Raw genomic sequence first — 16,389 nt, 5'->3', positions numbered from 1 at the left:
ACGTAGAGCTTCATCTACGTTGATGATATTTAATCAACCTCGAATGAGCTGAATACAACCCTATTTCTTCCATTTTCTTTGGCTTCATACAGTGCCGTATCTGCGGAAAAAATAAAGTCATCCAATAGAGATTTAGGGTCTTCAATATACGGTGTGTTGAATTTAAAGTGACAGACACCAATCGACACCGTAACTGGTTTGTCATCCACCAAGGTTCGAGAAACACCAGACATAATTCGATCGCAAATCTTTGATATATCAGATCGGTTGGTTCTTGGTAACCAAATCACAAACTCCTCTCCCCCAAACCTGGCGATTAAATCCACATCTCTTATTGCATCTGCGATACCCGACGCTGTTTGGGCAAGAATCTTATCGCCGAACAGGTGACCGTGGTTATCATTCACTTTTTTGAAGTGATCAATATCGATCAGCGCAACCGCGCCTTCTGCTCGGTCGTAGGCAAGGCGACCAATAGAGCGAGGAATCACACTTAACATAGAATGACGATTAGGTAATTCCGTTAATGGGTCAAATAATGCCAGTCTTTCTAGCTCCCCATTCAGCTTTTTCAATTCTTGCTCTTGCTTGTTGCGGACAAGCTCTACTGAAATCCAAGAAGCCATTAACTGGAGTGCATCAATATCAACTTGGTTAAATTCTCTTTCATGGGGCTTGGGGCTTGAAAAGTTAAGTGTGCCGAACAGTTTATTCCCCACGTACACCGGTATACCTATATAGGACTCTAGAGCGAATGCTTCATATGCAGGATGAACAGAAAACTCATCATGCTCACCAACGTGCTCTATCGCTACTGGCTTATTGGAAAAACAAGTGACTTCACAGTATGTATTGAGAAACGGGAAAGTATCACCAGGATTGAGCTCGATACTACTTGGACAATACACATTGACGATGGTGTAATTTTCGCCCCGAATTCTGGACAAAATACCGATATCCAATTGAAAGCGCTCACAACCTAATTGGAGTAACTCTTGGATTTGGACATCTATCCCTTTCGAAAAACTATTCGTAATTTGGTATAGACGACGTATAACCTTTTCACTTGAGCTCTGGTCATTCATACTTCTGCCTTAGATTCCCTCTCATAGCCTGCAGTAACATTTTTATTTTTAAGGAACTATTTTCACTGACCTAGCAGACTAAGTTTAGCTATAAAGCTCACTAATTAAAGCAAATGAAGAAAATTAGTTTTTCTGGTAACATTTCGAAAAATTCAAACGAGAAGCATAAAATGCAACTGACAAAGCTGACTCAAGACCTATACGATCACCTATATCAAGACATTACTGAATTCCGCTCTACTTTTGACTTACCTGTCGCTCAGCCTGATTCACTGGATGAAAAAGCCGACCAGCTTCATTCTTCTTTAGCCATTGAAGAGCTCACAGAGCTCGCAGAAGCCGACTGCAAGACTGAACAAGCCGATGCTATTGTAGATACGGTATACGTCCTTATGGGCCGTTTAGTGCACCTTGGGCACAGTAAAATGGAAGACAACATTGCAATCAGTTACCTGATTGACCTGCTTCTTCACGTCGCTGCAAACCGCGAGATTGATTTTGTGCCATGTTGGGATGAAGTGCATTCCAGCAATATGAGCAAAGTGTGCCGAAACGAAAATGAATACAACGAAACCGAAGCGCATTACGCAAAACAAGGCGTGAAGCTTGTAGCCGTAACTAAAGGCGAATACATCATTGCTAAGTGTGCAGAAGATGTAACACTTGAAGGCAAAACTATTCGCCAAGGAAAGGTTCTTAAGTCGGTTTACTACCGCCCTGCTGATCTGGCAAAGCTAACGGCTTAAGCGGACGTTTACTAGTGACAAGCCCGAGTTTCAATACTCGGGCTTTTTGTTTCTACGAGCTTTAATTGCTTAATTCTAAATACCCACAATTTTGGATAAGAAACAGCATAACTCGTTAAATTCAATCAAAATTGTACTTTATGGACGATGGGGGATTACAGAGGAGTTATACCCACGCCGAACATTGAACTTGCAACAAAGATCATAGCCACTCGTAACTTAGCAGTGTTCAATTATTATTTGTTCGGTTTACTACCAAAAAGCATCGCTACCCCCAACCAAGCAAACCATACTATTTGAGTTATGCCGAAAATGGCTGTGAGTACTTCAGCGGGATAAATCGTCAGAATACCAACAACGCCAACGAAAAAGCCCAAGCAGTTAAAAGCTTTAGAAAATTCATTGCACCTATAAGCAGCGATGCTTAACAATAAAACCCATAAGCCTCCAACAACCTCGTTCCCACCACCGATACCTTCAACTATGGTGGAGATAATAGACCAAACTAAAATGGCTTGTTCTGAGTTCGTCGTCGATAATTCAAGAGCAGCAGCTAAACCTATATTTGAAATCATTCCGCTGGCAATGACCAAGCCCACCCATATCACCCCATAAATTGAAGCCACTTTCGATAGATTTGGAGCGCTGATTTTCAAACGTTCATGAACTGCCAGTACGAGCACAGCCAAAAGAATACCAAACAGCACATACATAACGAGGTTTACAACGGAAAAAATGGTTTGATTTTCAGAAAGAAAAGCCAATTTTCGAATCGAGTCGGCATCAACAGGAAAATCCCAATAAACGCCAAAAAATACGAAGGCTGATACATAAATAACAGCCTCAGATAATGCCGCTATTCCACCTATCTTTTGTAAGTGACTCATTATTTTATCCTTTATCGGGATCAGTGTGATTAGGATAAAATAGTAGCTGATAGTCGATTAATTACACGCTAAAAGGGAATTAATGAATCTCGATCCTGCCTTGTTCCAATATGGAGATCTGCACTATAGAGCAAGCCTCCAGGCTTAAGGAAAGCTGCAATGTCCTGAAAAAAACTCTGTGCTTTAAAATCTAGGCTAAGATGTTGAGACACTAAGATAGCTGTAGCGGCATCAAACTTGAGTGGCGACGAAAATTCGTCAAGCGTTGAATTGTATAGTTTAATGCGTCCAGACACCCCTTCGTCTACTAGCCGCTTCCTACAAAGTTCGAGCATTGGCTCGGCGGGGTCAATTGCCACAAACGAAGCCAAAGGCAAAGCTTTCGCTAATGTAATCAACTCTTCACCGGTACCACAACCAATAACAAGTATTTTTGCGCCGTTAGTCAGATTTCTAAAATACGCGGTACACAAGCGATAAAGCCCTTCGCGTCCAGCGATTGAAATTGTTGCTAATCGATTGTAATTTTCGGCCCATTGTTCGTCGTAAATTTCCATAAAACCCCTATCGCTGTTTAACGCTTCACTAAATGGCGTTGGAGACCAACTTTACCAAACGCGCACTATTCCAAACCAAAAATGCCGAAGAGTGATATTCAATCGAATCGTACATAAAGACAGTATTAATACCCCCTAAAAGACCAAAATATCTGCACAATAAAAACAAAAAAACGCCAACCTTTTAAAAGGTTAGCGTTCCCTAATTAATCCGCTTTTTTAAGCGAATTGATTCATGGTGTTGTTTTCACCAGAGGCTTTCAGCGCTTGCTCTCCAGAGAAGTACTCTTTGTGATCATCCCCAATGTTAGAACCCGACATATCTTGGTGTTTAACCGATGCCAAGCCTTGACGGATTTCTTTGCGCTGTACTTCTTTCACGTACGCTAACATACCTTTCTCGCCAAAGTATTCCTTCGCGAGGTTGTCGGTAGACAATGCCGCTGTGTGGTAAGTCGGTAAAGTAATCAAGTGGTGGAAAATACCCGCCTCTCTTGCAGCGTCTCGTTGGAAGCTTTGGATTTTTTCATCCGCAGATACTGCGAGTTCTGAATCGTCGTACACACTGCTCATCAATTTATCACGTTCGTAGCTTGACACGTCTTTACCTTCTGCTGCCCATGCATCAAATGTTTGCTGACGGAAGCTTAATGTCCAGTTGAATGAAGGGCTGTTGTTGTATACCAACTTCGCATTTGGAATCACTTCACGGATGCGGTTTACCATACTCGCGATTTGCTGAACGTGTGGTTTCTCGGTTTCAATCCAAAGAAGGTCAGCACCATTTTGCAAAGAAGTTATGCAGTCTAACACCACACGATCTTCACCCGTATTCGGTTTGAAACGTACCAAACCATTTGGCAAACGAGTCGGCTTAATGTACTTCTCGCCCTGCTTCAATACCATGTCGCCACTGTCTAAATCGCTGAGTGAGCTGATTTCTTCCCCATCAATGAACTCATTGTATTGGTCCGCCAAATCGCCCGCGGTTTGCGATACTGGGATTTTCTGAGTAAGGCCAGCACCTAATGAATCCGTACGCGCCACAATCACACCGTCGTCGACACCCAACTCCAAGAATGCGTAGCGAACGGCATTAATTTTCGCTAAGAAGTCTTCGTGTGGAACCGTTACTTTGCCATCTTGGTGACCACATTGCTTCGCATCCGATACTTGGTTTTCAATTTGGATACAGCACGCCCCAGCTTCAATCATTTTTTTCGCCAGTAAGTACGTTGCTTCTTCATTACCAAAACCGGCATCGATGTCAGCGACGATCGGCACGATGTGGGTTTCAAAATTATCGATTTGATTTTGAACCGCTTGTGCTTTCACTGTATCACCGGAGTTACGCGCACCATCTAATTCTTTGTACAGGTGGTTAAGCTCGCGAGCATCCGCTTGTTTTAAAAAGGTGTATAGCTCTTCAATTAGCATCGGAACCGTGGTTTTTTCATGCATTGACTGATCTGGCAGAGGACCGAACTCAGAACGAAGCGCTGCGACCATCCAGCCAGAAAGGTACAGGTAACGGCCACGAGTGGTTTCAAAATGCTTTTTAATGGAAATCATTTTCTGCTGGCCGACAAACCCATGCCAACAACCGAGAGACTGCGTGTAATTCTCGCTGTTGTTATCATACGCTTCCATATCTTCACGCATGATTTTTGCTGTATAGCGAGCAATGTCTAAACCAGATTGAAATCGGTTTTGAAGACGCATACGTGCCACATATTCAGGGTTAATTGCCGCCCAAGTTTGTCCTTGTTGCTGGATAAGTTCGTCTGCCTTTTGGGTTTCCGTTCTGTAATTTTCCATGGTATCTCTCTTTTAATATTTTATTGTGTTCACGTTATTGGATGTTTCTAATCATTTTCTTGAATATACAACTGCTAATTTATCGATACTTTGCTTGCTTTCGGTATTCATGAAGTACCGGTTCTGTGTAGCCGCTTGGCTGCGCTGCGCCTTTAAATATCAATGCTCTGGCAGCTTGATACGCAGTGCTCGATTCAATGTCTGGCGTCATAGGTGTGTAGCCACTTTCGCCTTCGTTTTGGTCGTCGACCACTTTAGCCATTCTCGCTAAAATGCTCTCAACTTGTTCCTTTTTGCACACTTTATGTGCTAGCCAGTTCGCAATGTGTTGGCTGGAAATACGTAATGTCGCTCTGTCTTCCATCAAGCCTACATTGTTGATGTCTGGCACTTTCGAACACCCCACTCCCATTTCGACCCAACGAACCACATAGCCCAGAATCCCTTGAATGTTATTCTCCAGCTCTTGCTCAATATCCTGTGCTGTTAAATTGGTTTCTTGTGGCATTAAGGCTATTTTCAACATGTTATTTTTGAGTGAATCTGCGTCTATTTCTAATGCCTTTTGGCATTCAAAAACATTCACTCGGTGATAATGCAAAGCATGCAAAGTGGCTGCTGTTGGTGATGGCACCCAAGCTGTGGTTGCCCCAGATAATGGGTGGGCCACTTTTTGTTTCATCATCTCTGCCATTTCATCTGGCATCGCCCACATTCCTTTACCAATTTGGGCTTTTCCAGAGAAACCGCAGGCAAGACCAACCGCGACATTGTTTTGCTCATAAGCAGCAATCCATGGCTGATTTTTGATCTCACCTTTTGGAAGAAAGGGACCGGCTTCCATACTGGTATGAATTTCGTCACCAGTTCGGTCCAAAAATCCCGTGTTGATGAACACCACTCTGTTTTTCGCTTGGCGAATACACTCTTTAAGGTTTAATGAAGTGCGGCGTTCTTCGTCCATAATCCCGATTTTTAAAGTATTGGGAGCGAGACCTAACATGGACTCAACACGGCTAAACAGTTCACAGGAAAACGTAACCTCTTCAGGTCCGTGCATCTTGGGCTTCACTATGTAGATACTTCCTGTTCTACTGTTCGAGACGCGACATGCGCTTGAATTCTTGATGGCAATACTGCCAATGAGAGACGTAACGATGGCATCCATGATGCCTTCTGGCACCTCGTTTCCTTCTTGGTCTGTCATTAAGTCGATCCCCATAAGGTGACCAACGTTTCGAATCATGAGAAGCGAACGACCATGTAGGGTGTAGTCGTCGCCATTTCGTCCGGTGTACACTTTGTCGTCATTTAACTTACGCGTTAGGGTTTTGCCATTTTTGGTAAACTCAGACTTTAGTGACCCCGTTACTAATCCTAACCAGTTGGTGTAAGCCTCTACTTTGTCGTCGCCGTCGACTGCGGCTATGGAATCTTCAAAGTCCATAATGGTCGACATTGCCGATTCAATTTGAATGTCATCAATGCCTGCTAAGTCTTGACTACCAATGGTCCCGCAGCTGTTGATGATCATTTCAATATGAAGACCGTTGTTTCTTAAAATGATCGATGTCGGCTCTCTATCGAGATCGCTTGCTGCCACAAATTGCCCAGGGTGTTTCAAGCCCGCTTGAGTACCATCAGGGAAAAAAGCCAGCAGGTTTTTGAAGTAAACGGTGTAACTTTCAACGTCGTGGTGCGAACCTTCGTTAAGCGGGAAAACTTCGTCCAAAAAGTCTTTTGCAAACGCAATCACTTTTTTGCCACGTGCTTGATTGTATTTTTTACCTACGTTCATACCCGCGCCGTTTTGGCTAATCACGTCGGTGCCGTAAAGCGCATCGTACAAACTTCCCCATCTCGCGTTAGCAGCATTCAAAGCAAATCGAGCGTTGCGAATCGGAACAACAAGTTGTGGTCCTGCAATTGAAGCGATTTCTTCATCTACGTTTCGCGTTTCGATTTGAAAGTCCGGTCCCTCTTCTTCTAAGTAGCCAATTTCTTCTAAAAACGATTGATATTGGTTTTGAGAGAAGGAGCGATTTTCACGGTGAAATTGGTCAATCTGAGTTTGTAATTGATGTCTCTTCGCCAGTAAAGCTTGATTACGAGGCGTGAGATCGCTGACTAAACGTGCCACGTTTTCCCAAAACTCGTTGGGTTCCAAATCGGTTAATGGCAGTACTTCTTGATTGATGAACTCATAGAAGCCTTGATGAAAATGACATTCCTTTGTTTTCGGTAGACTCATCGCTTCATTCCTCGTGAAATTCTTGGTCTGTATATTCATTTATTCCCTTAGGGAAAGTGTTGATTAAGTGAGCAGCTTCTCCTTTTGAATCATTTCTGCTCGCTTATTGTTCGCTACACATTCACTTTAACTAAATATTTACTAAAATTTCACAAAGAAAATTTCACAATGTAAATTTTACAACTATGAAAAATACAAAAAGTCTATTTAGACAATCCCATTTTTTGGGCACAAAAATCCGTAACCTACGGAAAAGAAACAATTTAACGCTGGAAGATCTGTCGTCACGCTGTGTAAAACTGGACCCTGAATCCGCACCTTCTGTCTCGTATTTGTCGATGATAGAGCGAGGAAAACGGGTGCCGAGTGAAGATATGCTGGAAGTAATCGCGTCTGTTTTTCAGAAAAATGTGCAGTGGTTTCTAGATGATGCGCACGATCAGAAAGAGATTGTGCCAGAGAAAGGAAGCCGTGGTGGTATTCGGGGAATGGCGCTGGAGCCCAGTTTTCTTTTCTCTAATGAGATTCTACAAATCGCTATTCCTGAAATGCTCTCTCAGACCGGAACAACAGGCCGGCAGTTTGCGCATTTGCTGATACGTGCTCACCAAGAGCATCACCAAAACCACTTCCCTGATCTGGAACGTGCAGCAGAAGAAATCGGTAAAAAGCGAATGCCACTGAGTGTGGAAGATTTGCTCGAAATCTGTGAAAACGTAGGTTTGAAGATCAAATGGTTTGAAAAATCAACGCAAAGCAGTATGAGCTCTAATGGTATAGAAGTTCATCGTGTTCTTCGCTCTTACTTTGAAGCGCCAGCTACCTTACATTTGAATAAGTCTTTGAAGAAAGATTCTATTCGCCTTAAATACGATTTAGCGGTCAACATCGGGCATATGGTTCTGCATGATGGAGATGGTGAGAAAAGTATGGTCGTTGCCGACAGTAACCCAAGCTATGAGGTTCGTGATGAATCTAAGTCTGGCGGATCTGTTGAATTGGATTCCACCAAGATTCTCCATGCTTGGCGAGACTTCGAGTGCTCTTTCTTTGCTGGTGCTCTACTCTGCCCACGGGTTCCTTTCCGTCAGTTACTCGATAGAAATGGCTATGAGATCGACGTTTGTAAACAAGCTGGCGTATCTGAATCCATTGCAATGCGGCGTATGACAGCGGTTTCTCCCTACCCTCACTGGCACTATTTCGATGCCTATAACCCAGGAAAACTCAAAGCGGTCTACCGCGGAAACGGCATCCCCCTTCCATGGGGAAATATGCGGATGGTGGAAGATCCTTGCCAGCACTGGTCGGTATTTCGAATGGTGTCTAATGATGACAAGCTGAATGATGATAAAACCGTTGCGCAAATTTCCATTCTTTACCAAAACGACGTCCCTCACATTTACTGCTGTGAGTCGAAGAAAGTCATGGATTTGGCGGGGAATCCGCACGTTTTATGTACCGGTGTGGATCTCAACCCTGCAATTGATGCGCAGGGACATGATTCTGTTGCCGTCGCTAATCTCTTAAAGGACGCATGCGTTCAAAATGGGGGTACGGCAATCATTCCGCTTAAAGTTCGAAAATTGCTAATGACCGTCGCGCGAATTCTTAACATCAATTGGGTAGAGCGTGGGATTGATAATCGGGCTCGCTTGATTTGTTCACGCGGTGCTGTTTGCCCTCGCGTGCCTAAGTGCTACAGTGACATAGAACTATAAAGGGAACATAGAACTATAAAGGGAACATCGCGTTTTAGCAGTCAGCGAAACGTGATGTTTTCTTGTTTCTAAATCCAGCTAATCAAATCAGCATGATATGGCGCAACGGTAGCGTTCATCAGTACATAAAGAGTATAAATGTTATCAATACACAGAGCACCGCTGCTGTTTCAATGTGAGGTATCCATATTTTTAATTTGTCATTAAATGTGCTCGTATTTGTGTGAATAGAAATATCCTGCCTAGTCCATTTCTGTATATTTGGATGGAAAAGAAGGTATATTTTTAGCAAGGAACCAACCAGCTGCTCATACCATAAAAGGGCAACAAATAGAGGGTGGATCTTACCACTTGATATAGCTATTAATAAGACATGTGCCGATCGAGTTAGAATCACCCATAATAAATAAGACACCAGTATTGAGACTCCAAGATATGCCGACATAGTGAGCGCTAATATGGGTCCAATTAATGTTGTAAGCATGCTAACTCTCTGATCTAATAGACAGAACCATAGAAACCATCCAGTAGTATTCGGAGAAATCGCCATTGACCGAATGTTTCCTCTTAGCATATTGCCGTACCACCGTGTCATTAACGAAATACTGGAACGGAAGAAATTCGAGGAGGGCGCATCTTCCAAGCAACCAACGATAACATCTGGTAGGTATAACATTTTCCAACGGTTCTTTAGAATGTAGTGCCAAGTACTTTTATCATCTCCGGTTAACATACGTATCTTTCCATATCTCCAATGTTTGAGATAATCGTTTCTTAAAGATTCGATGAACTCATGTGAAAGAGCAACAGAAGATCGAAATGCCGAGAACCTCCCTGTAAGCACCAAGACTTTCGAATCAAGACTAAGTGAACACATATAGAAATGTCGAAGTGCCATTCTCTGCCTATACCACTGCCGGCTAACAGATCCTCCCCTAACAAAGGGTTCGTTATTTGTTGTTAATGCCCCAAGATCATGGTATTTCATAAAAAATCGAGACACTGTTTGTAGCGTACCTGTTGGTATAACAGTATCCCCATCCATAAGGATCATAACTCCTGCTTTTGGTACATTCGCTTTTTCTACCAGTAGTGTTAAAGCGTCGGCCATTGTACTGCGTTTACCTGTCCCATCTTGATAAATGATGTGCAGGTTGATAGGCACCTGACCTCTTAGTTTCTCGAACTGCCTCTCAATAAGGTTCATGTCTGCTTCATCTGTGATGCATGCAACCACATGCGCAGACACACCAAAGTCTTCTATCTCATCTAACAATGCTTTAAATACTGGAGAAATGATCTCTGGGTTGGTTCTAAAACAAGGAATTACGACACAAACAGCAGGTGGTCGCAGCTGAATGTCGGCTAACGACTTTAAAACAGGATAACGGACATGCTCATAATACACGCCTCGTATTAGGTGTAACGCTTTCCAACTGTACCTCCAAAGACCTATTACACCGATAACCCAAAGAGTTGTCTCGTCTACTTCAATGTTGTATGTGAATGAAAGAGCTGTCGCCAAAATGATAATGCTCGTAATGAACGCTAACCACCAAAGTTCACTGACGTAAGCTGGATCATTTTTGTAAAACCCCTTTACGAAGAGTTTGTCAATATCCATAACTTAAAACCAGTAAGACAAGTATTCAGACCAACTAAGCCGCACGCTTGCTCTCGCTGGTTCATTGGGTGTGAATTTGTCGTTTTCGTCATCTAGTGAAACCATAATTAAAGCGTACTGATTTAATCTCGGTAGTGTTTCAGGTAACCCTCCTAACAGTTGTCCATATTCATCAAATATCTGGGGATTCGCGGCACTATAAAACTGGACATGGGAAATATTCCCTTTATGAACATCTTTACTGCTTGTTACTGTGTACTCGACAACCATCCCTTCCTTCAGCATATGAGCTTTATCAAGTGGCATTAATGCGAGAAGAGAACTTTGCTGAATTTCTTCAAGCGGAATAGGTGAGAGAGCCAATATAGATGCTCCAGATTCTACAGATTGACCACTTATCGCATTAACTCTTGCCACATAACAATCACAAGGAGATTGTGTCGATCCTCTTCTGAGAATCTGCTGGTTTCTTTCCTCTAGAATATTAATATGTGATTCGATTTTGGACTGTTGAACCGAAAGTTCAAAAGGTGATTTCATATTAGTAAAACCACTTTCAGTTAAAAAATTAAAATCCAGCATTTGTAGCTGATTTTCCAATTCCTTTTGCTGTGAGCGAAGTTCTAATAGTTGCTTTCTGTTCTCTAAAAGATCAATTTTTCGCTCGTCATGAGTCACCGTATCTACCCAGCCACCATCTCTTCCATTCAGGTGCAAATTTAGAAGGTGTTCTTTGTTGTCGAGTATTTCACTTAAAAGGCTTTGCTTCTCCGCATTTAACAATAATTCACGATTTAAATACTCTCTGTATTTATCTAGTGCTTTACTCGTTTGCGCTTTCATAGCTGAATAAAAAGAAACATCTGTCTGTAGGGATTTAATTTTGCTCTCATTCTCAGCCAGAAGGTCACCCGTGGTTTCGGAATATATTTGAAATAACGGCTCACCCGATTTAATTTTATCTCCTAGCTTTAATCGAGCTAAATACAGAATTCCATGCTCAGTTGCTCGGAAGTTTATAACAGGTTGATTAATTGCAGCATGCTGAGAGTTGATAGTAAGTATGCGAGCTTGTATTACTGTGACTGCAAATCCAATAATTAGTATTGAAGCAAAAGCAACAATACCAAAGCGCCACCAATTTTGTTTAACTCGTTTTTCTTCTTCTTCATGTAATTGAGCTTTTACACCAAAAGTTGCGATGTTATCTAACGAAATAGCTTCACCAGTAAGGTATGTATCAACAATACTTTGTAATGCCTTTTGGTGGTTAGAATCCACCGAGAAGAAACGACACCCTAGTACAAATCCATCTTCATTAACACGCATGACCTCAAAGTGTACATCGGTTGAAAAAGTTCCTACTGGCAGATCAAAACACAGCTTTCCTTCGTGCTTTTGCCCTTTCTCTTCGCGATACTTTCCCTCATCTAGTGAGAATCCACCGACACTCCACTCTTCTGTTGGGAATCGTTCCCCTTCAATTTCAATAATAGCCGGAAAGTCGATTCGTGGATATTTCCTAGCACCTGCTCTTGACTTAAACGTATGTACAGAGTTTTGAGAAATGTCTGCTTTCATTCATCAGTCCTGTTCTCTACTCATATGCAGGAAAAGCGATAGCAATGAGATTAGATAAAATCATTTACATATAGTATAGAAACAGTATTTATGGCTGTCATTGTGTCAACGTATATAATTAAATGCTATACATACTCAAACAACTTTTAAAGGCAAAATCAAAAGACACTAATGTGTCTATTGATTTCGTTGTCGCTAGGCGTTAAATCTGGGGGACTTTGGAAGGCTTCCGTTAAGTGAATATTATTACTCTAACTGCTAGCCTTAGGCTTGCGTCTACTCTGCGGTTTTCTTGTTGGCTTCTCTGAAGTGCCTTTATTTTCGTTCGAATTGCGATTACTTCTGCCTTGCCTAGGCTTTTGTTCGTCAGAGTTAAAACGTCTTTTCTGGTTACCTTGCTTCTGGTTCTTGTTGGAAGAATTAGAGTTGGATTTGCCTTCTTCATTCTGACCACCAAAGCTTTTATTTTTCTTTGGCTTCTTCGGTTTGTTCGGGCGAGTATCAAGTTTAGAGGCAGGGAGCGGATGAACAGGTACATAACCTTCTAGCGTTTCTCTCGGAATCAGCTTTTGGATTAATCGTTCAATGGCAAACAGCTCTTTGGCTTCATCGGCACAAACGAGTGAATACGCTTTACCCGACTCACCTGCACGACCAGTACGACCGATTCGGTGTACGTAATCTTCTGGAACATGAGGCAGATCGAAATTTACAACTTGTGGCAGTTGAGGAATATCCAAGCCACGCGCAGCAATATCCGTCGCAACAAGCACTTTTATTTGACCTGTTTTGAAATGCTCTAACGCTTTGATACGAGCACCTTGGCTTTTATTACCATGAATAGCCGAAGAAGAGATTTTCTCTGCTTCTAGAAAACGACTGAGCCTATTCGCACCGTGTTTTGTTTTTGAAAACACAAGCACCTGCTTCCAATCGTTATCTTTAATCAACTGAGCAAGAACTGATGGCTTCTTCTTTTTGTCTACAGAGTACAGGTACTGTTCTACCGTTTTGGCGGTCGCATTAGGAGGGCTTACAGAAATTTGTTCTGGGTTCTTAACTAAACCTTTTGCTAACTGGCGAATATCGTCAGAAAACGTTGCTGAAAACAGTAAGTTCTGGCGCTGAGTAGGCAGGAAGGACAAGATTTTTTTGATATCTCGAATAAAGCCCATATCCAGCATACGGTCAGCTTCATCTAAAACTAACACTTCCAACTGAGAAAACTTAACCGCATTTTGTTGATAAAGATCCAACAACCTTCCCGGTGTTGCCACCAAAACATCGGAACCTTTACGCAACTTCATCATTTGAGGGTTAATTTTCACGCCGCCAAAAACAACATTAGAGGTTAAAGGCAGGTACTTACCGTATTTTACGACGCTACCATTTACCTGTGCAGCCAACTCACGAGTCGGAGTCAACACAAGTGCACGTACATTGTTTGCTTTAACTTTAGGTCCTTTTGCAAGGCGTTCTAGGATTGGAAGTGTGAAACCAGCAGTTTTTCCCGTTCCCGTTTGGGCAGCAGCCATAACATCTTTTCCTTTGATGACTGCTGGTATCGCTTTAGCTTGAATTGGTGAGGGAGTTTCGTACCCCTGCTCTTCAATTGCTTTCATGATTTCAGCAGATAAACCCAAAGAGGAAAAACTCATATTAAACATCTCATTTTATGAAGTAGCGCACAGGCGCTAAAAAGGGCGCCATTCTCCTTGTTTTCAACGGGTAAAGCAACTAACGATTGTATGAATCATACATTCATCTTCTATTCATAGATCTTTCCTTAATATGAATTCACTCATTAAGGGGCATAAGGAACACCATGAAACGAATTTTACTATCCATCGCATCAGTTATTGTTGGGCTTGTTACGTTGTTTACTGGTCTGTTCATGGCGGTTTTCATCGGCATTGCAGCAGTAATTATGGGAAAAAGATTAGAACGCAAAATGGAAAAAGACGGCTTTCATACATACGGTTCAAATACTCGCAGCAGTGCCACTATAGAAGGAGATTACGATGACATTACAAGTAAGTAAAAGAGAGCGCTTTAAGCAAGCTTTAAGAAAGCGCAGCGTGTTTGCTTTTTATTTGGCAGCGTTCGCGACAGCTTTGGTATTAACTTACCCTGAAGCAGATCACAAAAAACAAGATCCTAATATGGCAACACAGCAACAAATCCAGCTTCAACCCGTAAATTTTGAGTTCGACGAATTCATTGTCCGCAATGAAGGTCAGATTTTCTCCATCTAAGGCGGCAAGGCGTAATTGCCGCCAATTAGATCACACTTTTCCATGTAACTAACACCAAAGCACCACACCTTCCGTGATACTAAACGTTTACGTCGCGAATTAAGCGAATCATAAGTAAACAAATTGTTTCAAAATCCACTCATAGCATTTGTCTTTTTAGGTGTTTTAAACCATTAAGCATCAGTTATAGGGTACTTAGCACCATCATTAATTTTACTAGCAGAATAAGCATCTCAACTTTACAATCCTCACGCATAAATATAACAAACACCCTACATAAAAATATTATCCCTAACCCAGCTTATGATTGAGCCGTGAGGCTGTATCTAAGCTATAAAACGTGAAAAGGTCTAAAGTAAAGATGAGTCCAGAAAAACACCTTCTAGACTGGCAAACAAGCCAAACCAATGCTGAATCCATATTCCCTATTCTTGGTCAGCTTTACCGACAAAAAGGCGTAGAAGTTTTGCTTTTTGGTCGCCCTCTCGTTAACGCATCGACTATTGATATTGTTAAAGCACACCGACTCGCTCGACGTTATGTCGGTAACGACCTTTCTCCGTCGCAAACTCTACCTGTTTTGCAACGTCTAAATGAAATGTCACTATCCCCTTGCCGTATTGACGTTGGGCAACTTGCTCATGGTTACTGGCAAAACAATGAAGATGAAACAAATCTACGTGACTACTTATCAACAGCTCTTGTCGAGCCATTAAATGGCGAACCAATGACAGAGCCTCGCGATGTCGTACTTTATGGCTTTGGTCGTATTGGTCGTCTGCTTACGCGACTTTTGGTTGAGAAAAGCGGCCCGGGTTACCCACTTAGGCTTCGTGCTGTTGTTGTACGTGGTGGTAAGAAGGGTGATCTTGAAAAGCGTGCTAGCTTGCTTCGTCGTGATTCCGTTCACGGTCAGTTTAATGGCAGCATCATTATTGATGAAGAGCGTAAAGCCATCATCGCAAATGGCAATTACATTCAGTTCATCTATGCAAACAAACCTGAAGAGGTTGATTACAGTAAATATGGTATTCAAAACTCTCTTGTTGTCGATAATACGGGTGTATGGCGTGATACTGATGGGCTTGGCCAACACGTATCTTGCAACGGTGCCTCTAAGGTACTGCTAACTGCACCTGGTAAAGGTGATATTAAGAACATCGTATTTGGTGTTAACGAAAACATGATCTTGCCAGAGGACACCATTGTTTCTGCGGCAAGTTGTACAACTAACGCCATTACGCCAGTATTAAAAGCCATTAACGATAAATATGGCGTCCACTCTGGTCATATTGAAACCGTACATTCTTATACGAATGACCAAAATCTAATTGATAATTTCCACAACGGCGAACGCCGAGGTCGAAGTGCTTCACTGAATATGGTTCTTACCTCAACTGGCGCTGCAAGTGCTGTTGCAAAAGCACTCCCTGAGCTCGCTGGAAAACTTTCAGGTAACTCTATTCGAGTCCCAACGCCAAACGTTTCAATGGCCGTTGCTAATTTGAACTTGGAATCGGAAGTCGACAAAGAGTCGCTGAACCAATACCTCAGAGAAATGGCACTGAATTCCGCGTTGGCTGGGCAAATTGATTACACGGAGTCAACCGAAGTGGTGTCTACTGATATCGTAGGGTCACGTCACCCAAGTGTTGTTGATGGTGCAGCAACGATTGCTCAAGACAACCGCTGCGTACTTTACATTTGGTACGACAACGAGTTTGGATACAGCTGCCAAGTTGTTCACTGTATGGAACAAATGATGGGCGTTCATTACAAAACCTACCCGAGTGTTTCGTAACTTTTAGAATCTGCCTGCGTAGCGCTGGTCTGTATAGACTGGCGCTATGTTTGGGTAATCACA

Annotated in this window: 13 protein-coding genes; 5 read left to right on the top strand and 8 right to left on the bottom strand. The window is 42.4% G+C overall.

The window, feature by feature from the left end:
* Positions 1-29 precede the first annotated feature (29 nt).
* A complete protein-coding gene (locus tag Q8W40_RS20915; RefSeq protein WP_305399974.1) occupies positions 30-1,085 on the bottom strand; it encodes a sensor domain-containing diguanylate cyclase in 1,056 nt (351 codons plus the stop codon).
* A 170-nt stretch (positions 1,086-1,255) separates the two neighbouring features.
* Between Q8W40_RS20915 and Q8W40_RS20910 the strand changes: the two genes are divergently transcribed.
* Entirely contained in the window at positions 1,256-1,831 is a 576-nt protein-coding gene (locus tag Q8W40_RS20910; protein WP_104399856.1) for a nucleoside triphosphate pyrophosphohydrolase family protein, read from the top strand.
* A 236-nt stretch (positions 1,832-2,067) separates the two neighbouring features.
* On the opposite strand, the gene Q8W40_RS20905 is transcribed toward Q8W40_RS20910, so the two are convergent.
* The 4 genes from Q8W40_RS20905 to Q8W40_RS20890 all read right to left on the bottom strand — a co-directional run bounded on the left by Q8W40_RS20905 (position 2,068) and on the right by Q8W40_RS20890 (position 7,344).
* On the bottom strand, positions 2,068-2,718 hold the full coding sequence (locus Q8W40_RS20905) for a hypothetical protein (protein WP_305399973.1): 651 nt from the start codon (positions 2,716-2,718) through the stop codon (positions 2,068-2,070).
* 68 nt (positions 2,719-2,786) lie between these two features.
* Entirely contained in the window at positions 2,787-3,275 is a 489-nt protein-coding gene (locus Q8W40_RS20900) for a class I SAM-dependent methyltransferase (RefSeq protein ID WP_305399971.1), read from the bottom strand.
* A 219-nt stretch (positions 3,276-3,494) separates the two neighbouring features.
* Positions 3,495-5,093, bottom strand: a complete 1,599-nt coding sequence (locus Q8W40_RS20895) for an isocitrate lyase (RefSeq protein WP_305399969.1) — start codon at positions 5,091-5,093, stop codon at positions 3,495-3,497.
* A gap of 79 nt (positions 5,094-5,172) precedes the next feature.
* A complete protein-coding gene (locus Q8W40_RS20890) occupies positions 5,173-7,344 on the bottom strand; it encodes a malate synthase G (protein ID WP_305399967.1) in 2,172 nt (723 codons plus the stop codon).
* Positions 7,345-7,529: 185 nt separating this feature from the next.
* Here Q8W40_RS20890 and Q8W40_RS20885 point away from each other — a divergent pair, with 185 nt between their 5' ends.
* Entirely contained in the window at positions 7,530-9,065 is a 1,536-nt protein-coding gene (locus tag Q8W40_RS20885; protein WP_305399965.1) for a DUF3612 domain-containing protein, read from the top strand.
* A gap of 118 nt (positions 9,066-9,183) precedes the next feature.
* Here the strand turns inward: Q8W40_RS20885 and Q8W40_RS20880 are convergent, their stop codons facing one another.
* The 3 genes from Q8W40_RS20880 to Q8W40_RS20870 form a co-directional block, all read right to left on the bottom strand.
* Entirely contained in the window at positions 9,184-10,689 is a 1,506-nt protein-coding gene (locus tag Q8W40_RS20880) for a glycosyltransferase (protein ID WP_305399964.1), read from the bottom strand.
* Between the two features lie 3 nt (positions 10,690-10,692).
* Complete coding sequence (locus Q8W40_RS20875; protein ID WP_305399962.1) at positions 10,693-12,270, bottom strand: alginate biosynthesis protein Alg44; 1,578 nt, start codon at positions 12,268-12,270, stop codon at positions 10,693-10,695.
* A 251-nt stretch (positions 12,271-12,521) separates the two neighbouring features.
* Positions 12,522-13,928, bottom strand: a complete 1,407-nt coding sequence (locus tag Q8W40_RS20870) for a DEAD/DEAH box helicase (protein WP_370693414.1) — start codon at positions 13,926-13,928, stop codon at positions 12,522-12,524.
* Between the two features lie 167 nt (positions 13,929-14,095).
* On the opposite strand from Q8W40_RS20870, the gene Q8W40_RS20865 reads away from it, so the two are divergent.
* From Q8W40_RS20865 to Q8W40_RS20855, 3 genes are all read left to right on the top strand, one after another.
* Positions 14,096-14,311 carry a hypothetical protein gene (locus tag Q8W40_RS20865; RefSeq protein WP_305399960.1) on the top strand — a complete coding sequence of 72 codons (216 nt, stop codon included), beginning with the start codon at positions 14,096-14,098 and terminating at the stop codon, positions 14,309-14,311.
* Complete coding sequence (locus tag Q8W40_RS20860) at positions 14,292-14,525, top strand: hypothetical protein (protein ID WP_305399958.1); 234 nt, start codon at positions 14,292-14,294, stop codon at positions 14,523-14,525. Before Q8W40_RS20865 ends, Q8W40_RS20860 begins: the two co-directional genes overlap by 20 nt.
* 361 nt (positions 14,526-14,886) lie before the next feature.
* The gene (locus Q8W40_RS20855) at positions 14,887-16,326 is read left to right on the top strand and encodes a glyceraldehyde-3-phosphate dehydrogenase (protein WP_305399957.1); all 1,440 of its coding nucleotides are present in this window, start codon (positions 14,887-14,889) and stop codon (positions 16,324-16,326) included.
* The last annotated feature ends 63 nt before the right edge of the window (positions 16,327-16,389 follow it).

This window comes from Vibrio penaeicida, assembly GCF_030689305.1.
Classification (GTDB): Bacteria; Pseudomonadota; Gammaproteobacteria; order Enterobacterales; family Vibrionaceae; genus Vibrio; species Vibrio penaeicida_B.
Note: the sequence above shows the minus strand (reverse complement) of the source record. Positions and strands in the feature narration are given on the sequence as shown.